17 protein-coding genes are annotated in these 20533 nt (G+C 65.1%); 15 read left to right on the top strand and 2 right to left on the bottom strand.

The annotated features are described in order from the left end of the window. Window position 1 precedes the first annotated feature (1 nt). Together KF712_06330 and KF712_06325 are read left to right on the top strand one after the other, a co-directional pair. Window positions 2-277 (top strand): metal-sensitive transcriptional regulator, encoded by a 276-nt coding sequence (locus KF712_06330; GenBank protein MBX3740588.1) that lies wholly within the window; start codon window positions 2-4, stop codon window positions 275-277. A gap of 24 nt (window positions 278-301) precedes the next feature. Then, window positions 302-1429: a permease gene (locus KF712_06325; GenBank protein ID MBX3740587.1), complete on the top strand. Its 1128-nt coding sequence runs from the start codon at window positions 302-304 to the stop codon at window positions 1427-1429. 201 nt (window positions 1430-1630) lie between these two features. Here the strand turns inward: KF712_06325 and KF712_06320 are convergent, their stop codons facing one another. Both KF712_06320 and KF712_06315 read right to left on the bottom strand, forming a co-directional pair. Next, entirely contained in the window at window positions 1631-2944 is a 1314-nt protein-coding gene (locus KF712_06320) for a DUF1552 domain-containing protein (protein MBX3740586.1), read from the bottom strand. A gap of 196 nt (window positions 2945-3140) precedes the next feature. Continuing rightward, the gene (locus tag KF712_06315) at window positions 3141-3938 is read right to left on the bottom strand and encodes an ABC transporter ATP-binding protein (GenBank protein MBX3740585.1); all 798 of its coding nucleotides are present in this window, start codon (window positions 3936-3938) and stop codon (window positions 3141-3143) included. A gap of 94 nt (window positions 3939-4032) precedes the next feature. Here KF712_06315 and KF712_06310 point away from each other — a divergent pair, with 94 nt between their 5' ends. The 13 genes from KF712_06310 (at window position 4033) to KF712_06250 (ending at window position 20297) form a co-directional block, all read left to right on the top strand. Then, window positions 4033-4851, top strand: coding sequence for a hypothetical protein (locus KF712_06310; protein ID MBX3740584.1), 819 nt, complete (start codon window positions 4033-4035; stop codon window positions 4849-4851). A gap of 184 nt (window positions 4852-5035) precedes the next feature. Then, entirely contained in the window at window positions 5036-6757 is a 1722-nt protein-coding gene (locus KF712_06305; protein ID MBX3740583.1) for a type II/IV secretion system protein, read from the top strand. A 12-nt stretch (window positions 6758-6769) separates the two neighbouring features. Continuing rightward, window positions 6770-8065: a type II secretion system F family protein gene (locus tag KF712_06300; GenBank protein MBX3740582.1), complete on the top strand. Its 1296-nt coding sequence runs from the start codon at window positions 6770-6772 to the stop codon at window positions 8063-8065. 73 nt (window positions 8066-8138) lie between these two features. Then, window positions 8139-9122 (top strand): 2-enoyl thioester reductase domain-containing protein, encoded by a 984-nt coding sequence (locus KF712_06295; protein MBX3740581.1) that lies wholly within the window; start codon window positions 8139-8141, stop codon window positions 9120-9122. A gap of 286 nt (window positions 9123-9408) precedes the next feature. After that, window positions 9409-10641, top strand: coding sequence for an LL-diaminopimelate aminotransferase (locus KF712_06290; GenBank protein MBX3740580.1), 1233 nt, complete (start codon window positions 9409-9411; stop codon window positions 10639-10641). A gap of 192 nt (window positions 10642-10833) precedes the next feature. After that, entirely contained in the window at window positions 10834-11589 is a 756-nt protein-coding gene (locus KF712_06285) for a hypothetical protein (GenBank protein MBX3740579.1), read from the top strand. Continuing rightward, on the top strand, window positions 11586-12323 hold the full coding sequence (locus KF712_06280; protein MBX3740578.1) for a hypothetical protein: 738 nt from the start codon (window positions 11586-11588) through the stop codon (window positions 12321-12323). Before KF712_06285 ends, KF712_06280 begins: the two co-directional genes overlap by 4 nt. 89 nt (window positions 12324-12412) lie before the next feature. Then, the gene (locus KF712_06275; protein ID MBX3740577.1) at window positions 12413-13216 is read left to right on the top strand and encodes a hypothetical protein; all 804 of its coding nucleotides are present in this window, start codon (window positions 12413-12415) and stop codon (window positions 13214-13216) included. Window positions 13217-13239: 23 nt separating this feature from the next. Beyond that, window positions 13240-13815, top strand: coding sequence for a hypothetical protein (locus KF712_06270; protein MBX3740576.1), 576 nt, complete (start codon window positions 13240-13242; stop codon window positions 13813-13815). A gap of 259 nt (window positions 13816-14074) precedes the next feature. Further along, complete coding sequence (locus KF712_06265; protein ID MBX3740575.1) at window positions 14075-14929, top strand: hypothetical protein; 855 nt, start codon at window positions 14075-14077, stop codon at window positions 14927-14929. Between the two features lie 129 nt (window positions 14930-15058). Beyond that, a complete protein-coding gene (locus KF712_06260) occupies window positions 15059-17854 on the top strand; it encodes an FAD-dependent oxidoreductase (GenBank protein ID MBX3740574.1) in 2796 nt (931 codons plus the stop codon). Between the two features lie 7 nt (window positions 17855-17861). Next, the gene (locus KF712_06255) at window positions 17862-19427 is read left to right on the top strand and encodes an alpha/beta hydrolase fold domain-containing protein (protein MBX3740573.1); all 1566 of its coding nucleotides are present in this window, start codon (window positions 17862-17864) and stop codon (window positions 19425-19427) included. 39 nt (window positions 19428-19466) lie between these two features. Beyond that, on the top strand, window positions 19467-20297 hold the full coding sequence (locus tag KF712_06250; protein ID MBX3740572.1) for a hypothetical protein: 831 nt from the start codon (window positions 19467-19469) through the stop codon (window positions 20295-20297). The last annotated feature ends 236 nt before the right edge of the window (window positions 20298-20533 follow it).

Raw genomic sequence — 20533 nt, 5'->3', positions numbered from 1 at the left:
CATGCACCGCAACTGTTCTGACAAAGCACCGCTGCTGGCCCGTGTGAAGAAGATCGCAGGGCAGACGCAGGGCATCGCCCGCATGATCGAGGAGGACCGGGACTGCCCGGAGATCCTGCACACCATCACGGCGGTCCACTCCGCGTTGCGCGCCCTGGAGGCGAAGCTGCTGGAGGACCACGTCCGTCACTGTGTGACGGATGCCGCTGCGGACCCCCGCCAGCTCGAAACCCGGCTGGAGGAGATCGTCACGCTCTACAAGCGCCGCCTTTCCTGAACCCCTCTCCCATTTCCCGAAGCCATGTCCTGCTGCACACCGAAGCCCGAACCGGAGAAAAGGAGCTGCTGCTCCGCCACTCCGCCGGAACCGTCCGTGGCGCCCTCCTGCCACGATGAAGCACCCGCCGCGGAGACCGCGGACTGCTGCGCGCCGAAGCGCCGGATCGACTGGCTGCTGTGGGGTTCCCTCATCCTGCTGGTGGCGGGACTGGCGGGCCACTTCGTCAGCGGCGGCCCGGTGTGGTGGCACAAATTTTCCCACGCCAGCTTCGAGTTCCTGTCAAAGGCATGGTGGGGCATCCTCGTCGGCATCATCGCCGTGGGGGTGATCGGCCGCATCCCGCGTGAGATCATCGCCAGCCTGCTGGGCAAGGGCGGGACGCTGACGGGCACCATCCGCGCGGTGCTCGCGGGCACGCTGCTGGACCTATGCAACCATGGTGTGCTGATGATCGCGGCGCAGCTTTACAAGAAAGGCGCGTCCACCGGCCAGACCATGGCCTTCCTCATTTCCAGCCCGTGGAATTCGCTATCCGTGACGCTGATCCTCGCGGCGATGATCGGCTGGAAGTGGATGCTGCTGTTCATCCTGCTGTCCATGGTCATCGGTGTCATCACCGGCTGGACCGCCGACCGTCTGGTGAAGGCGGGCAAGCTCCCCGCCAACCCGAACGCGTTCACGCTGCCGGATGACTTCCGCCTGCGCAGCGCGCTGCGTGACGCCGGACGCGCGGTGAAGCCGACACCGTCGAACATCCGTGGCATGGTCGTGGACGGCTTCCGCGATTCCACCATGATCCTGCGCTGGATCTTCTTCGGCATCGTGCTGGCGGGCATCATCCGCGCCTTCGTGCCGGACGACCTGTTCTCCCACTACTTCGGCCCGACGTTGCTGGGGCTGTTCCTGACGCTGCTGGCCACGACGGTCATCGAGGTCTGCTCGGAAGGCTCCAGCCCCATCGCGGCGGACCTGATGGCGCGGGCCGCCGCACCGGGAAATGCATTCACGTTCCTGATGGCCGGAGCCGCCACGGACTACACGGAGATGCTGGTGCTGCGTGAAACCACGAAGTCATGGAAGATCGCGCTGGCGCTGCCGCTCATCGCCACGCCACAGATCCTGCTCATCGGCTGGTTGCTCAACCTGTGAGTGGGCATGCCCGGTCATGGCGTGCTCCACCATGAATGCGGCATGATGGGAAAACCGCCTTTCTGGAACCACGGATTATACGGATTTCACGGATCCAGATTCTACGTTTCTCTCTGAATCCGTGTAATCCGTTCAATCCTTCAATCCGTGGTCAAAAAGGCTGCCTCACCATGAAGTCCCCTTCACTGCGGAAGATCTGCCTCAGATCCCCGCCAGCCTGCCGTTTCCGGAGGAGAAGCTCTCCGCTTCCAGCCCCATGTGCTGGAGGCAGGAAACGAACAGGTTGGAGAGCGGCGGGCCGCCCTTCTCCCCGAAGGCGAGGTGCTGGCCGTGCTTGAAGCCGCCGCCCGCGAGGACGATGGGCAGGTTGGAATTGTTGTGGCTGGACGCGTTGCCGAGGCTGGAACCGATGACGATGGCGGTCTGGTCCAGCAGCGAGTGCCGGCCTTCCTGGAACGCCTTCATCTTGCCAATGAACTCGGCGAAGAGGACGAACTCCTCCCGCTCGATGATGGCGAGCATGTCGATCTTTTCCGGATCTTTGCCGTGGTGGCTCAGGTTGTGCCAGCCGTCGTCCACGCCCTCCAGCGTGACGACTTCATTGCCACCGGCCCCGACGAAGGTGATGAGGCGGGTGGAGTCCGTGCTCAGTGCCAGGAACATGAGGTCATACATCAGCCGCATCTTGCCGACGAAGTCCGCGCGGTCCTCGATGTCCTTCGGTTTCGGCACATCGACCTTCGGCTTCGGTTTGTTCGTCCACTCTTCGGCGGCGACCATGCGTTGCTCGAAATCCCGGACGCTGGTGAGGTACTGGTCCAGAGTCTCGTGGTCGTCGCGGCCGACCTTGCGCTGGACGTGCTTCACGTCATCCATCACCAGGTCCATGACGCTGCGGCCGTCCTGGAGGCGCTTGACCTGCTTTTCCTTTTCCTTCGCGGAGCCTTCGAGGAACAGTTTTTCGTAAAGGCGGGACGGGCTGACATCCGGTGGCACCTTCACCCCGGAGCGGGAGATGGAAAGGCTGTTGCCGCTGGTGGCGGACAGGCTCAGCGAGGGGTATCGCGTCAGGTGGCCGATGGTTTCCGCCGCATACTGGTCCACGGAGATGGTGTTGCGGAAGCTGGGCGCGGACGGATGCGGCGCACCGGTGAGGAAACTGGCCTCCGCCGCGTGCCCGCCGTCCACATCCGGGTGCATGAGGCCGGAGATGACGGTGAACTTGTCCCGGTGGTCCTGCAGCGGTTCCAGGTATTTCACCGGCTTGTAGTCCGTGCCCGCCGTCTCCGGGAAAAGGAACGGCGTGTGGAATCCCAACGGCGCGCCGATGGCGACGAACCGCTTCACCCCGTCCGGCGATGCGTTCGGAGTCTCCGCCGCCAGCGCCCTTGGCAGCAGGCTTTCGAGGAAAGGCAAGGTCATCGCCACCCCCGACGCGCGCAGGAACCGGCGGCGGCTCATGCCCGCGCCCGGAAGCTCGATGCGGGTGCTGCGGAGGGACGGGGACGGGTTCATGACCCGAGAATACACGCCATTTCCGGCGTACTTTCAAGCCACCATGTCCTGGGCCCGAGGTGGGTGACAGGATGGAGCGCGGACTTCAGTCCGCCCCGGGGAATCCAGCCAGCATGCGAAGCCAAGCGGGATGAATCCCGCGGTCCCAGTAGAAACCGACATTGCGAAGCCAAGCGGACTGAAGTCCGCGCTCCGTTCACACCGCCAGCCGCGGAATCGATGACAACAGCCGCTGCGTGTAGGCCTCCTTCGGCTGGTGGAAGACCTCCTCCGCGCCGCCGGTCTCGACGATCTTCCCCTGATACATCACGGCGATGCGGTCCGCCAGATAGTGGACCACGCCGAGGTCGTGTGAAATGAAGATCATGGTCAGGCCCAGGTCGCGCTGCAGCTTTTTGATCAGGTTGAGGATCTGCGACTGGATGGAGACATCCAGCGCGGACACCGGCTCGTCCGCGATGACCAGCTTCGGCTCCGGGGCGAGGGCACGGGCGATGGCGATGCGCTGGCGCTGGCCGCCGGAAAATTCGTGCGGGTATTTTTTCATCACCCGCGCGTCGAGTCCCACGGTGGCCATCAGTTCCTCCACCCGTTTGCGCAGCTCCGGCTTTCCTTTCAGCCCGGGGTGCCGCTGGAGCACCGCCTCCGCCAGCGTGGAATAAACCGTCATCCGCGGATTGAGCGAGGCATACGGGTCCTGGAAGATCATCTGGAAGTCCAGCCTGCGGCGGCGGACCACGGCCTTCGGGAGCTGGGACAGGTTCTCCCCGTTCAGGATGACGGAGCCGGACGTCGCCGGGATGAGCTGCATGAGCGTGCGTGAAAGCGTGGACTTCCCGCAGCCGGACTCACCCACCAGCCCGAGGATCTCCCCCTGCTGCACCTCCAGGCTCACGCCGTCCACCGCCCTCACCTCCTGCTTCGTGCGGGCGAACCACGGCCCGGTGCTGCGGCTGAAGTGCGTGTGGAGGTCGCGGATTTCCAGATAGGACACACCGGCATGAAACCCCCTGCGGGATGAAAGTGCCAGCGGGAAGTGGCGGAAATCCCCTTGCTATGACCTCCCGGCCTTTCCAGAGTAACTGGTCATGAAAGCCCTGAAATCCCCTCTCAGCGCCCGCTTTCCCTTACTCCTGTTTTCGCTCTGCATCTGTTGCGGCACCGCGCGGGCCGCCTTGGCGGTCAACTGGGGCGGGACGGCCTACGTCACCGCCAACCGGACGTTCAACAACACCGGAGGATTCACCGATGGCAGCCCCGACGCTTTCTCCATCCCCAGCTACTCCGCCAGCCAGCCCAGTGCCAATCTCTACGGAAAGATCGAGACTTTCAGCGGCACCAGCGTCATCCAAAGCAGCATCAACAACGCGGCCAGCGGAGATGTGATCTCCCTGAAGTCATCCGACCTCATCGACGGCGTCGCCAACAACACCGGCTTCCTGGTCCTCTGGAAGCAGGCGGATTTCCTCAACGGACTGAACACCGGCAATGTCGGCTTCACCTCCGCCACCAACGTGACCCTCACCACCACCACCTACGCCTCCCAGTCCGCGACCGACAGCGGACGGATGGTGATCCGCACCGGTGGCAGCTACTACGTCTCCCAGCAGGTCTTCAACGGCGGCAGCACCACCTTCACACCCACACCCACGGCCCTGAACTGGTTCGCCTACAATCCGGCCGCCGGCATCAAGGTGGACTCCGGATCGCTGGTCGCCGCCAACATCGTCAGCGACGGTATCATCGCCAATGTGACGGAGGTCGGATTCTACTTCGAAACCGACAAGACCGCCAACGCCGCCCGCATCCAGAACTTCGACGTCAATCTGGAAGCGATTCCCGAACCCGTCGCCGCAGTCCTGCTCGGCCTTGCCGCGCCGCTCTGCCTGCGGCGGAAGCGCGGATGATCCGACTGGGGCCGGCCCTCTTTCACTGATTTGACTTCGCCTCCCGGCGAATCCCTTCGGGCGCCGCTTCGCTGGCGTCCATGTCGCTCCGCTCCATTCTGATCACCGCTCACTCGGCACTCTTCCACATTCCACCGACAAGGTTGCATCCCGGCGGCGTTTCAGGTGAGACTGCATCCACCGCATGAGCCAGCTTTTGATCGAACCCGCCCGCCGCACCGGTTGCGAAGACCTGCCCGCCCTCGCGGAGGTGCTGAAGGAAGCCGTTCAGCGCCAGCGTTCTCCGATTGACGACGTGCTGGATGCGGGGCTGGTGGATGAGGAAAAATACCTGGGCGAGCTGGCCCGGGAGCTGGGCATCGAGTGGCTGGACAGCATCCCCATCACGGAGGTGACGCTGCCGCTGCGGGAGGCGTGCGGCCCGAGGATCGCCCTGCGGCACCGGCTTCTGCCCGTGGAGATCACGGGTGAGGGCGCGCACCGGCGGCTGAAACTGGCGACTTTCGATCCTTTCAACCTCGTCGCCCGGCAGGCGGTGGCGCAGGAGCTGGACCTGCCCATCGACTGGTGCATGGCGTCCCGGCGGCGGCTGCACGAGGCGCTGCGCCGCCTCTACGGGGTGGGCGCGGACACGTTCGAGCAGATCCTGGAGGGCCGGGACTTCGACTACGAGAACATCACCGACAACGAGGACGAGGCGAACGTCATCGACAATGACGACGACGAGGAGGCCAGCGTGGTCAAGTTCGTCAACCAGATCATCCGGGAGGCGCTGGACCAGCGCGCGACGGACATCCACGTGGAGCCGCTGGCCAACAACCTGCGCATCCGCTATCGCATCGACGGGCGGCTGATCGAGGTGACGGTGCCGGAGAACATCAAGGCGCTGCAGAGTTCCGTGATCGCCCGTCTGAAGATCATGTCGCGGCTGGACATTGCGGAGCGGCGCATCCCGCAGGACGGCCGGATCAACCTCCAGTTCGAGGGCCAGACCATCGACGTCCGGGTGGCGACGGTGCCGACGGTGGAGGGGGAGAGCGTTTCCCTGCGTCTGCTCAACCAGCAGAAGTTCAACCTGGAGAAGCTGGGCATGGAGCCGTTCGTGCGGCGCAAGATCGAGCAACTGCTTCACCTGCCCAACGGCATCATCCTCATCACCGGTCCCACGGGTTCCGGTAAATCGACCTCCCTTTACTCCTTCCTCAGCGAGGTGAACCACCCGGAGCGGCGGATCGTCACGGTGGAGGACCCGGTGGAAAACAAGCTGTCCGGGGTGATGCAGATCGCCGTGAAGTCGGAGATCGGCCTGACCTTCGCCACCGCGCTGCGGTCGATCCTGCGGGCGGACCCGAACATCGTCATGATCGGGGAAATCCGGGACCTGGAGACGGCGGAAATCGCCATCCGGGCGTCCCTCACCGGTCACTTGGTTTTCTCCACCCTGCACACGAACGACGCGCTCGGCGGCATTTCCCGTCTGGTCGATATGGGCGTGGAGCCGTTCCTCGTTTCCGCCGCCGTCCGTGCCTTCCTCGCCCAGCGTCTGGTCCGCCGCCTGTGCCCGAACTGCAAGCTGCCGCGCGAGGTCACGGACGAGGACAAGACGGAGCTGGGCATCCCGCTGAACCTCCACGGCCAGGCCTACAGCGCGCGCCCGGGTGGCTGCGACCGCTGCCGCGCCACCGGCTTCGCGGGACGGCTCGCCATTTACGAAGTCATCCTGCTCACCCAGCAGATGCAGGAGCTCGTCGCCCACAGCGCGCCGTCCAACGACCTGCGTGCCCAGGCCGTGAGGGACGGCTACATCCCCATGCGCAGCTACGGCTGGCACAAGGTGATGCAAGGGGACACCACCATCGAGGAGGTCATCTCCGTCACATCGTCGGATCTCGGAGGGGCCGAATAACTTCATCCACCGATGCCAGTCTTCGCCTACAAAGCCCTCGCCGCCAACGGTTCCGTCACCACCGGCGAGATCGATGCGACCGACCGTCCGGAGGCGCTGCGCCTGCTGGACAAGAAGGGCCTGCAGCCGGTGAACCTGCGGGAGTCCGCCGCCGCCGCTCCATCCGCTTCAAAGGCCAAGGGCAAGAAAGCGAAGGAGGAGGCACCCCCGTTGCGCCAGACTGCCGCGAAGCCGGACGCGGAGGAAAAGATCCCCGACGGCCCGGTGAAGCTGAAGCGCCAGGAGGTCATCCTCTTCACCGAGGAACTGTCCGACATGCTGGGCGCAGGCCTGCAACTGGAACCCGCCCTGAAGTCCATGGAAGGCCGCCAGGAGCTGGGCAACCTGAAGGCCGTCTCCTTCAAGATCCGCCAGATCGTCCGGGACGGCGTGAATTTCTCCGTGGCTTTGAAAAAGGCCAGCCCCTCCTTCGGCCCGCTCTACTGCTCCCTCGCCGCCGCGGGGGAGGCGTCCGGCGCGCTGGATGACATCCTCAAGCGGCAGGCCCACTACCTCAAGACGCTGGCGGAACTCCAGGCCCGGCTCATCCTCGCGATGATCTACCCCGCCTTCCTCGTCCTCGCGGGCATCGGCGTGTCCATCGTCTTCGTCACCATCCTCATCCCGCAGCTCACGGAGCTGATCGAGAGCACCCCGGGCGGGAAGATCCCCATCGGCGCGGTCATCCTCATCGGCGCGTCGGAGTTCCTCAAGAAGTGGTGGCTGGCCATGCTGATCGGCATGATCGCCGTGGGCTTCTTCTTCAAGGCGTGGAAGGACAACGAGGCGAACAAGCCCGCGTGGGACCGCATCAAGCTGCGGCTGCCCCTCGTCGGCCCGGTCATTTCCAGCCGCTTCTACGTCCAGTTTCTGGAAACCATGGCCAACCTCGTCGGCAACGGCCTGCCCCTGCACCGGGCGCTGGAGTTGTCCCGTGACGCCACCCAGAACCGTTCCCTGCGCGGCTACCTCAACACCGTCATCGACCAGGTGGGCGACGGACGGTCTTTCTCAAAGTCGATGATCCGCTCCGGTGCGTTCCCGCCGCTGCTCATCGACATGATCGCCGTCGGAGAGCAGACCGGAAAGATCGACCTTTCCCTGCGCCGCGCCGCGGAACGCTACGACAAGGAACTGGACAAGGACCTGCAGCGCATCATGGCGCTCATCATGCCCACCGTCCTCATCATCATGGCCGGTCTCATCGGCACCATGGCCTACCTGATGATCAACGCCATCTTCTCCACCATCTCCGGCATGTCGAAGTGAGCGGGCTTCCGGCGCGACCGGCGGTCGGGCGGGGGAAGGGTTGCAAAGCCGTGCGGGGATTCCACATTGGGGCATGACCGAAAGCGGCACACGCCTGATCTTCCGCACCACGGGAAAGCCCGCGGATGTCCTGGAGCTGGAGAATTTCACACCCAATGAACCCGCGCCCGGGGAGGTGCTCGTGCGCATGGTCGCCGCGCCGCTTAACCCGGCGGACCTCAACACCATCGAGGGCACCTACGGCGTGAAGCCGGAGCTGCCCGCCACACCCGGCATCGAGGGATTCGGCGTGGTGGAGGACAGCGCGGCGGAAGGTTTTTCCGCAGGGGACCCCGTCATTTTCCTGAAACGCTCCGCCACCTGGGCGACCCACACCACCGTCCCGGCGGCTACGCTTTTCAAGCTCCCGGCAGGCATCGATCCGGTGCAGGCGGCCATGCTCAAGGTGAACCCGGCGACCGCGTGGCGGCTGCTGCGCGGCTTCGGCCTGGTGGAGGATGGGGAATGGATCGTCCAGAACGCGGGGAACTCCGCCGTGGGGCGCTGCGTCATCCAGCTCGCGCGGGACTCCGGCATCCGCACGGTGTCCTTTGTCCGGCGGCCGGAGTTGGTGGACGAGCTGAAGACGCTCGGCGGGGATGCCGTTTTCACCGATGACGATGCGGGCCGCGCCTCCGCCCGCGAGCTGCTCGGCGGAGCACGCGCCGCGCTGGCCTTCAACGCCGTCGGCGGTGACAGTGCGCTGGGCCTGCTGAAGCTCCTGCGGGAGGGTGCCTCCCACATCACCTACGGCGCGATGGGGCGGCGTCCCGTCACCGTGCCCAACGGTCTCCTCATCTTCCGCGACATCGCCGTGCGCGGTCTGTGGATCACCAAGTGGCTGGAAGGCGCGTCCGCTGAGCAGATCCGGGAGGTCTATGGAACCCTGGCGGAGAAGGTGAAGGCGGGCGGCATCGTCCAGAAGGTCGATTCCCTTTTCTCCCTCGGGGATTTTCCGAAAGCCCTCTCCCGCCTGGACGAGCCCGGCCGCGACGGGAAGGTGCTGTTCTCGTTCTGAGTCTTCGAAATGTGGCTGGGCCATCTTGGCCCAGGCCGTTGCAGGGGCGTCCCGCCTCTGTCTTCCGCGAAGAATCAGGCCCGCATCCCAACCACCTGCCACGGAAGACAGCGGACCCACCGGAATGCCAGGGGCAAGATGCCCCTGCAACGGGTTGCGGCCAAAGGTAGATTTGAATCAGGGCCGCCATGTCGCTGCGCTCCATTGGGGCGGGACGCCCCAGCCACATTTCCCCCCCAACGAAACGATTGCACGGTGCCGGGCGGGCGGCTAAACCTCCGCCGCCATGGCAACCATCAATGCGAATTTCCTGAAACTGAAGGCGGGTTACCTTTTCCCCGAAATCGCCCGTCGGGTGAAGGCCTACACCGAGGCGAATCCGGACAAGGCGGCGCGGATCATCCGCTGCGGCATCGGTGACGTGACGGAGGCCCTCCCTTCCGCCGTCGTGAAGGCCATGCACGAAGGCGTGGATGAGCTTGCCAGCCGCGACTCCTTCAAAGGCTACGGCCCGGAGCAGGGCTACGAGTTCCTCCGCCAGGCCATCGTGGACAACCAGTTCTCCGGCCTCGGCATCTCCGCGGATGAGGTGTTCATTTCCGACGGCTCGAAGTGCGACACCGGCAACATCCTCGACATCTTTGGCAAGGGCAACGTCATCGCCATCACCGACCCGGTCTATCCGGTCTATGTCGATACCAACGTCATGGCCGGCAACACCGGCGACGCGGATGACAAGGGCGCCTACGCGGGCCTGCTCTACCTGCCGTGCAACGCGGGCAACAACTTCGTCGCGGACGTCCCCTCGGAGAAGGCGGACCTCATCTACCTCTGCTTCCCCAACAACCCGACCGGTGCCGTCGCGACCCGCGCGCAGCTCGAGGCATGGGTGGCCTACGCGAAGAAGAACGACGCCATCATCCTCTTCGACGCCGCCTATGAGGCGTTCATCCAGGACCCCGCCATCCCGCGTTCCATCTTCGAGATCGAAGGCGCGAAGGACGTCGCCATCGAGTTCCGTTCCTTCTCGAAAAACGGCGGCTTCACCGGCGTGCGCTGCGCCTACATCGTGATCCCGAAGACCGTTTCCGGAAAGACGGACGACGGCCAGCGCGTGCCGCTGCACCAGCTATGGTCCCGCCGCCACAGCACCAAGTTCAACGGTGCCAGCTACCCGGTCCAGAAGGCCGCCGCCGCCGTCTTCTCGGAAGAAGGCAAGCAGCAGGTCAACGAGCTGATCTCCCACTACATGGGCAACGCGAAACTCCTCCGCGAAGCCGCCGCCGCCGCAGGCCTGCCGGTCTTCGGTGGTGAGAACGCCCCGTATGTCTGGGTCGGCTGCCCCGCCGGTCTGACTTCCTGGGACATGTTCGACAAGATGCTCGGCGAGGCCCAGGTCGTCATCACCCCCGGCTCCGGCTTCGGCTCCGCCGGTGAGGGCTACTTCCGCATCTCCGCCTTCAACTCCCGTGCGAACGTGGAGGAAGTCTGCCGCAGGCTGAAGGCGCTGGTCGCCTGATACGGCCCACGTTTCACAAAGGCACCGCTGTTCCGGAAAACGGAGCGACGGTGCCTTTTTCATTTCGGAGGCTCCACCGTGGGATTTGGATTACCCTGAGTGGTGGGGTCTTTCTCTTCCCCGCTGCTGATTTCACGCGAAGATCACAGAAGCGACATCCTCCCTTCACGGTGAGGGCATGGGATGTTCGCCATGAACCTGCGGCCGCTGATCCAGCCTGACACCCATTGGCTCGATGACCTCTCCTCAAGAAAGGCCGGGACGGTCGCCCTCACCGCCTGTTGCGGGCTGATGTTGTATGGCTTCACCGTCGGCTTCTGGCGCTCCCCGGTGATGGGTCTCTACGTGGCGGTGAAGCTGCCGCTGCTGGTGGGGCTGACGCTTCTCTGCAACGGGCTGCTCAACGGCCTGCTGGGCATGTTGCTCGGCAGCGGCCTCGGTTTCCGCCAGTCGCTGTTCGCGCTGCTGTCATCGTTCGCGCTGGCGGCGCTGGTCCTCGGCTCGCTCGCGCCGGTGACGTTCCTGCTGGCGTGGAACGCCCCGCCGCCCACCTCTCCCGCCGCGGAGATCTCCCACGCGGCCTACCTGCTCACCCACACCGCGTTGATCGCCTTTGCCGGAGCTTCCGCGAACATCCACCTCCATCGCATGCTGGGACACCACGCGCCCACCCGCAGGGCCGCCCTGCTGACCCTCTGCGCCTGGCTGGGCGGCAACGCCTTCCTCGGCGCGCAGTTCTCCTGGATCCTGCGGCCGTTCTTCGGCTCGCCGTCACTGGACGTCGCCTTCCTCAGGCCGGAGCCCATGCGCGGGAATTTCTATGAGGCCGTGTGGGCTTCCTTCGGCCGCATCACGGACGGCCACCAGATCCAGGTCCTGTGCCTCCTCGCCCTCCTGTCGCTGGCCGCCGCCGCCACCCATCTCCACCAACGAAAGAAACGACCATGAACACGCCACCCGAAATCCCCCATGCCACGCCGCAAGCCCCCGATGAGGCCGCCTTCCCGGCACACCTCGATCTCAAGCACCTGGTCGAGGGACTGCTCCGCCGGCCGCACGAGCTGATGGACCGCCTCGCCACACCCGGCCACGGGGCGGGTGGAAAGTTCACGCTCATCATGCTGGTGTCGTGCCTGGTCTTTGGCGTGGTGCTCGGTTGCTTCGCGAAGCACGAACAACTCTGGGCCGCTCCGTTGAAGATCGCCGCGGGCATGCTCATCTCCGGTGCCATCTGCTTCCCCAGCCTCTACATCTTCGCCACCCTGGCGGGCGCACGGGCGTCGCTTTCCCAACTGTCGGCCTGCCTCGCCGGGTCATTGGCCATCGCCGGGCTGCTGCTGCTCGGTTGCTCGCCCGCGGTGTGGATCTTCGCGGAATCGACAGACTCCTTCGGCTTCATGGGCTTCCTGGCCATCGGCGCGTGGATCATCTCCCTCTTCTTCGCGCTGAAGTTCCTCCTCACCGCCATCCGCCAGACCGGCGGTTCCCAGAGCGGGCCGCTGTTCATCTGGGGGGCCATCTTCGCGCTGGTCACCCTCCAGATGACCACCTCGCTCCGTCCCATCCTCGGACGCTCGGACCGGTTGCTCACCCAGGAGAAGAAATTCTTCCTCCAGCACTGGGGTGAGATGATCGGGGAGTCGTTGCCACAGGTTCCTGCGGGGGGCGGAGCCGCGCGGTGATCCACACCGGGCAGTGGCCTCCCCCACGGGGGCCGCTGTCATTTTTTCCGTGCTTTGGGGACGACTTCCGTTGTAGGGGTCTGGTTGCGATGAAACCCAAGGACTTTCTTTTACGGACTGCGTTGCTGGCATTGTCGGCAACTCCCCTCCAGGCCGCGATCAGCTATGCCACCTACGGCTCCACGCTGACGGAGAACTTCAACACGCTGGCCAGCAGCGGCACCGACCCGGTCGCGTGGGCGGACAACTCGACCATTCCCGGTTGGTATGCCGTCTCCCGGATTCCCACTCCGGTCGCCTCTTTCAGCAGTTACACCGTCAGCACGGGAGGAACCGCAGCCGTCGGAACCATCCAGAGCCTGGGGCCAAGCGGTAATATCGACCGTGCCCTCGGTTCACAGAACCACAATTCCGGCACCTCCGCGATCAGCTACGGGGTGAGCATCTCCAACGACACGTCGGGCATTATCAGCGCGTTCAACCTCCAGTATGCCGGTGAGCAATGGCGGGCCATCGTCGGGGAGATCGCGGACGGCCTCACCTTCGACTACCAGATTTTCGCGGCGGGGACCGGATCGCTCAGCGCGACCTCCGGCTGGACTTCCGTTTCCGCGCTGACCTTCACCGCACCGGTGACCGAGCCCTCCGGCGGGTCGTCGCGCGCGATCAACGGGAACACCGCCGGCCGCGTGGTGCTGGCCTCCGATGTGACGGGCATCTCATGGGGACAGGGCCAGGAGCTGTGGCTCCGCTGGACGGATAACAGCACCGGCGGCAACCGCCGCGCCGCCGTGGGCATCGATGATGTCTCGTTCACCGCCATCCCGGAACCGGCCGCGGCGGTGCTGGGAGCGTTTGGTGCGCTCCTCCTGCTGGGACGCCGCCGGTCGTGATGCACGCCACCTGATTTCCGGAAATGAGCTTTGATCCGCTGGATGTTTTCGGAGGGGCCGTCGGCTCGATCTTCAAGCGTCTCCTTTACTTCGCCAGTGCCATCTGGACCGGCTGCATCGTCGGCGTGCTGGCCGTGATCGCGTCATTCCTGGCTTCCGGGAGCACCGGAGGCTCCGGGGTCATATGGTACTTCGTGCTCGCGCCCCTCGGGCTGATCAACGGCTGGATCGCGGTGAATTTCCTGACGGTTGCGATCGGTCTGGCATACTCCGTGAGAGCGGCCGACCCCGGCTACAAGGGCTGGATGATCCTGGCCGGTGCCGCCTCCCTCGGTGTGAAGCTCGGAGAAGGCTTTTCCGGAAAGTGGCTGCCGTTGGCGGCGGGCTGGATTTCCTGGCTGGTGCTGCTCGTCATGCTGGGGGCCGGGGTGTGGATGCTGTGCCAGTATTTCATCAGCCGCTGGGCGCACCACCTGCTGGAGGTGCAGGCGGAAACGACGGTGCGGGGGATCGAGAGGGACGAGATCGTGAGGGCGCGGCTGGAGGCATCCCGCCCGCCGGAGGCGCCGCCAGGGGTGATCGTGGACCTGAAGCGGTGAGCGGTGTCTTGGAAGAGCCACCTCATTTCGGACGCTCCACCCGAAATTTGGAAAAATTCACCACTGATTTCACTGATTTACTGATTGAAGAAAGGGAGGGATGGACGTTCTTCCGCCATATTGCCGGATTCTGAATCAGTAAATCAGTGAAATCAGTGGTGATCCACCTGCTTCCTCTGGCAACGCCTGAAATGAGATGGCCCTGGGTGTCTTGGAAGGATCGCTTGCTTTCCGGTGGACGCTCCGTTTGGTTGGAACCGTGCTGAAACGTCTCCTCCTCGCGCTGGTTCCGCTGGTCCCCTTTGTCCTCAACAGTTGCGGTGGCGGCGGCTACGGCAACGTGGCGCTGCTGGACGCGCCGAAGGTGGTGAACGTCTCCAGCTTCGACCCGAAGGAAAAGCAGCGGGCGGGGGATTCCTACTCGCCGCATGACGTCTCCGCGCTGCGGCGGAACGGCTCGCACGGCCTCATCGCCCGCACCGGAAAGGGCACGCTGATCGACGAGAAATGCGCCGACTTCCTCAGCGCCGCGAACCGTGAGGGCATGATGCTGGGCACCTACTACTTCGTCCTGAAGACCAGCGACCCCGTGTGGCAGGCGGACCGCTACGTCAGCCGCCTGCGGGAAATCGCCGCGCAGCGCGGGCTTCAGGGCCGGAAGATCCTGCTGGTGGGCGACTTCGACACGAAGTCCAGCGCGTCGGACATCGTGCGTTTCATCGACCGCATCGAGCAGCTAACCGGCGTGCTGCCCGTCATCTATCTGGAGAACAGCGGCGGCCTGCGGGCGACGCTCAGCAATGCCAGCGCCGCCGAGAAACGCCGCATCCGCCAGTGCCCGTATTGGATCGCCCTCTACAACCACACCAACGGCTTCCGCACGCCGAGGGATCTCATGAAAGCCTATGGCATCTGGGATGAGTGGGCGATGTGGCAGTATGGTGGCGTCGAGTGGGGCCGGGGCCGGTCGAACTCGAAGCACTACAACCACGGCCCATGGAGGGCACCGGAGTATTTCGGCACCATGGACCGTCCGCTGGAGCACAACGCCTTCAACGGTTCCGTGGATGAGCTGCGCGCCTTCTGGGCCAGGCATTCCTGGCAGCCGCTGTGAAAAAACGGCCGCGACCGCCGGGCGCGCCGTGACTTTCGGCGGAACATTTTCATTGAACCGCGGCTCCGCTCGCGGAGAATCCCCGGATTCCGGCAAAAAACCCATCCCGCCGGAAAACCCAAAACCCCTATGAAACCCACCGGCCGGGCCGGGGCGCTCGCCGCGCTCCTGTTCCCGCTCATCCATGGTGCGCTTTCCGCGCATCCGGATGAGTTCGACATCGTCGTGTACGGAGGCACCTCCGGCGGCATCACCGCCGCGGTCCAGGCCGCGAAGATGGGGAAGAAGGTCGTGCTGGTTTCCCCCACCGCGCACCTCGGCGGCCTCACCTCCAGCGGCCTCGGCTGGACGGACCTGGGGAGCACGGCCATCCTCGGTGGCCTCAGCCGGGACTTCTACCACCGGGTGTACGTGCACTACTCCCAGCAGCCAAACTGGACCTCCATCCGGAACCTGAGCGGCCAGGGGACGGCGGCATTCAACCACACCACGCAGGTCGCCTCCATCTTCGAGCCGAAGGTGGCGGAGGCCGTGTTCAACGAGATGTTGTCGGAGTGGAACGTGCCCGTCTTCACCGGCCTGCTGGACCTGGATGACGGCGTGGTCATGGATGGCCTGCGCATCACCGGCCTCCGCATGGAGGGTGGGGAAACCTATCGCGGGAAGATGTTCATCGACGCATCCTACGAAGGGGACGTGATGGCCGGGGCGGGGGTGAGCTGGTTCATCGGCCGGGAGGCGAACGCGGTTTACGGGGAGGATAACAGCGGCGTGCAGGTGGGGAAAGGCAGCCACAACTTCACCAACAACCTCGCCAGCATCAGCGCCTACCGGATCGCCGGGAACCCCGCCAGCGGACTGCTGCCAGGCATCGAGCCATCCGTCGCCACGAACGGCACGGCGGACCACCGGCTGCAGGCGTATTGCTTCCGCATGTGCCTCACCGACCGCGCGGACAACCGCGTGATGGTGGCGCAGCCACCCGGGTATGACGCCGCCAACTACGAGTTGCTCCTGCGGGCCGTGGAGGCCGGGCAGGGCAACAATTTCTTCAAGCTGGACCTCATGCCCAACCGCAAGACGGACTCCAACAATACGGGTGCCGTCTCCACCGACTACATCGGGCGGAACTACGGGCCGGGCTGGAACTGGGCCACCCTGAACCACGCCCAGCGGACCGCGCTGGCGAAGGAGCATGAGAACTGGCAGCGCGGACTCATCTGGACGCTGCAGAACCACCCGCGGGTGCGCGCCCGCCACCCCGACGGTCTCTACCCCACCTGGGGCCTGCCGAAGGATGAGTTCACCGACAACGGCAACTGGCCCTACCAGCTCTACGTGCGCGAGGCGCGGCGGATGGTCTCCGACTACGTCATGAGCACGAAGAACTGCCGTGGCACGGAGGTCGCCCCGGACTCCGTCGGCATGGCCGCCTACACCATGGACTCCCACCATGTGCAGCGCTACGTGAACGCGAACGGTTTCGTCCGCAACGAGGGCGACGTCCAGGACCGCACCAACGGGCCCTACCCCATCTCCTACCGCTCCATCGTGCCGAAGCAGGGGGAGTGCGAGAACCTCCTCGTCCCCTGGTGCCTGTCCTCCTCCCACATGGCGTTCGGCTCCATCCGCATGGAGCCGGTGTTCATGGGGTTGGGCCAGTCCTCCGCCACCGCCGCATCCATCGCCATCGACGATGGCCTCACCGTCCAGCAGGTCCCCTACGCGAAGCTGGTGGTGAAGATGCGTGCGGACAGGCAGGCGCTCACCACCGGTTCCGACGGCGGCGCGGGCACCGGCACCATCGTTGACAACGCCGACGACAACGCGATCAAGATCGGCCAGTGGACGGAGAGCACCTCCCAGTCCGGCTACTATGGAAAGGACTACCTGACCGACGGCAACACCGGGCAGGGTACGAAATCCGTGCGCTTCGTCCCGAACCTGCCCGCCTCCGGGAGCTACACCGTCTATCTCCGCTGGCCCGCCCAGGCCAACCGGGCGAAGAACGTGCCCGTGACCGTCTTCCACAACGGCGGCAGCCATTTCGTCCGCATCGACCAGGAACAGAACAGCAACACCTGGGTGAGTATGGGGAGCTTCCAGTTCAATGCGGGCAGTTCGAATTCCGGCAGCCTCCTCATCGAGACCACCGGAGCCGATGAGTATGTCATCGCGGACGCCGCCCGCTGGGTGATGCCCGGCCCGGACAACATCGTCAGCGTCACCCCGCTCATCCCATCCACCATGCGCGGCGGGCGCGTCCCGGCGGAGTTCATCGTCTCCCGGAACGGCACGCTGGACGCTCCGCTGGTGGTGGACCTCACCCGGGGCGGCACGGCTTCCCCGGCGGAGTTGTCGCCGTCATTTCCCTCCTCCGTCACCATCCCGGCGGGCGTTGGGGAGCTGGTGGTGCCCGTTGGTTCCCCGGCGGTGGCGGTCCCCTCCGGGGAACGGACGGTCACCGTCACCATCAACCCTTCCTCCGGTTATTTCCTCGGCACGGACATCTCCGCCACCGTGAAGCTGGTGGACCCGCCGTTCGACGCATGGAGGTTCTCCCGGTTCGATGCCGCCCAACTGGCGGACCCGCAGATCTCCGGCCCCGGTGCGGACCCGGATGGCGACGGCGTGGCCAACCTGGTGGAGTTTTTCTCCGGCGCGGCAGGACCGGACGCCCGCCCCCGGCTGCTGTCCCAGGACGGGAAGCTCTATTTCCTCCTCCGCCGCCACCAGCGGGCCAACGGCATGAAGATGGAAGTTTGGGAGTCGGACAATCTCACCGGCTGGCAGCGCGTTCCCGCCCTGGCGTCGCCCTCCTTGTTCCAGGCCGCCGGAGATTTCCGCCACATCGGCATTCCCGTCCGTGGCTCCGACCCGTTCAGTGATGGAAAGAAATTTTTCCAGCTCCGTATCGGAGAGTAGCTTTTCCATGAGATCGATCCGCCTCCTTGTCCTTGTCGTCGCCACCTTCGCTTCGCAGGCGTTTTCCCAGCCCCGCATCCTCTGCCTCGGCGACTCCATCACGGAGGGCGGCAGCACCTTCAAGGTGTACCGGCATGTGCTGGCGGAGAAGCTGGACAAGGCGGGCATCCCCGTCGTCTTCGTCGGCCCGAAAAAGGACAAGGCCGGGCTGGCCCATGGCGGCTACGGCGGCAAGAGCATCGAGCAGGTCGCCGTGGAGTACGGGAAATTCCACGCCGCGCACCCGGCGGACGTCGTCATCATCCACTCCGGCCACAACCACACCGTGGAGGAAAAGCCCATCCCCGGCATCATCCGCACGGCGGAGGAAATGATCACGCTCGCCCGCAAGGACAACCCGCAGGTGATCATCCTGCTGGCCAAGGTCATCCCCAGCGGCAAGCTGCCGAAGTACGAATACATCCCGGAGCTGAACAAGGAGATCGCGAAGCTCGCTGAGAAGCTCAAGGTCACCGTAGTTGACCAGGAAACCGGCTTCGACTGGAAGACGGACACCATCCAGGACATGGTCCACCCCAGCGCCTCCGGAGCGGAGAAGATGGGCGCGAAATTCTTCGACGCCCTGCAACCGCTGCTGGCGAAGGCACCCGCCGCCGGGGCCACCACCGTGCCGATCCCCGCGGCGATCGACGCGCTGCCGGAAACCCCGCAGGAGGCTCTGGCGAAGGCGAGCAAGGTGCTCACCTACAAAACCGTCGATGGCCTCGACCTGGAGATGCACGTCTTTCTGCCGGATAAACCCGCAGCCGATGGCAAACTCCGCCCCGGCGTCCTGTTCATCCACGGCGGCGGTTGGGTCGGCGGGGAGCCGTCCGTCCATGCCTTCGAAAGCCTCCACCTTTCCCGTCAGGGCATGGTCTGCGCGACCATCCGCTACCGCCTGCTGGGCCAGGGCAAGAAAGGCAAATACTCCGTGGCGAAGTCCCCGGGCGAGTGCCTGGCCGATGCGAAGTCCGCCATGCGTTTCTTCCGCGCCCACGCGGCGGAGTTCGGCATGGACCCGCAGCGCATCGCAGCCGGTGGTGGCTCCGCGGGCGGACACCTCGCCGCGGCCCTGAACACCATCCCCGGCTACGATGACCCGAAGGACGACCTCAAGGTTTCGCCGAAGGCGGACGCGCTGGTCCTGCTCTATCCGGCCTTCGACCTCAGCGGGGGCTGGGGCGGCGGCATCGGGAGTTGCAAAAAAGCGGGCATGGATCCGCTGAAATTCTCCCCCGCCACCATGGCGGACGCCACCTTTCCGAAGACCCTCATCCTCGTCGGCAAGCTGGACCCCGTCTCACCTCCCGCCAGCAACACCGCCTTTCTCGGGCGCATGAAAAAAGCCGGCGTCTCCGTGGAGCTGCTCACCTACGCGGGCAAGGAGCACAAGTTGTTCGAGCGGCGGAAGACCGATCCCCATTTCCAGAGCTACCTCATCCACTCCAGCCGCTTCTTCCAGGAACTCGGCTGGCTGCCGCAGCGCCCGCTGCCGCCCCTGCCGGAAGTCGAGCATACGGTGGCGAAGTGAGGAGGGTGTAAGGAGGGAGGACATAGCGGCTTGCCCGCAATGTCCACCCTCCTTAGGGTTGCTGGTATGAAGCTGCCAGCCGCCGTCGCCGGAATGTTCCTGGGTCTCCTCGCCATAGTCCCCGCACAGGAAGGGGACTCCGCCAAGGTGCTGGCGGAGGTGAACCGCGACCTCGGAGGATACAAGTCGCTCGAACACATCTATGAACCGAAGGACGGCGATGAGTTCCAGGTGAAGGCCTGGCTTTCCGAAGGTGTCCTGCGCCGCATCAAGGCCAGCCAGAAGGGCGACGGCGGGGTGCTGACCAGGGACTTCTACTACAATGCGGAGGGGGAGCTGAAATACGCCCACGCCACCCTCGCGGATGAGGCGAAGGACGGGAAACCGGCGTCGCTGGTGGAGGAGAAGTTCGATTTCACCGATGGCGCCCTCGTCCTCTACATCGGCCCGGACAAGAAGCCGGTGGCGAAAGGGGAGAAGAACTTCACGGATATGGAGGCCGCGCTGACGGCCATGTCGGACGATCTGATCGAGCGGATCGAGGGCTCCACCGCCTATGCCGGAGTGATGGGTGAGGCGGACGGGGCGAAGGCTCCGGCCGGGACGGTCTTCGGCGCGGGCTATTCCGACGGGATCTTCGCCGGAACGGAGCAGGGCGACTACCTCCACCTGGACCTCAAGCAGGTGGACGGCAGCATCGAGACCTATTTCGTCCTGAAACCGGACGCCCCTCTGGAGCAGCTCCTCAAGGATGGGGACGCCGCCAAAGGCAGGAAGATCCGCGTCCACTGGACGGAGAAGATGCAGGACATCCCGGAAGCGGGTGAGGCCACCCGCATGAAGCTCTGCGACCGTATCGAGCTGCAATAGCCGCGTGGCGGCGATCACCGGTCGCCGTCTTTCCCCGGCCCCAACTGCGGGCATCCTGCACCATCCCGGGCGGATCTGCACCGGCCGAGTGGCAGCGCGTTCCATTTGGTATCCATGGCCGGCATTGGAAAATCAACGGGTTAGGTCGGCGGGGAGGCCGCTGGCACGGACAGTGCGATGGAAAAGGACAGGGACGCCCCACACGGCGGACCCTGCAACCACCCATCTCACAACCG

Source organism: Akkermansiaceae bacterium, assembly GCA_019634595.1.
In the GTDB taxonomy this organism is placed as follows: domain Bacteria; phylum Verrucomicrobiota; class Verrucomicrobiia; order Verrucomicrobiales; family Akkermansiaceae; genus Luteolibacter.
The sequence above is the reverse complement of the archived record's forward strand: the minus strand, read 5'-3'. Positions and strand labels throughout refer to the sequence as shown.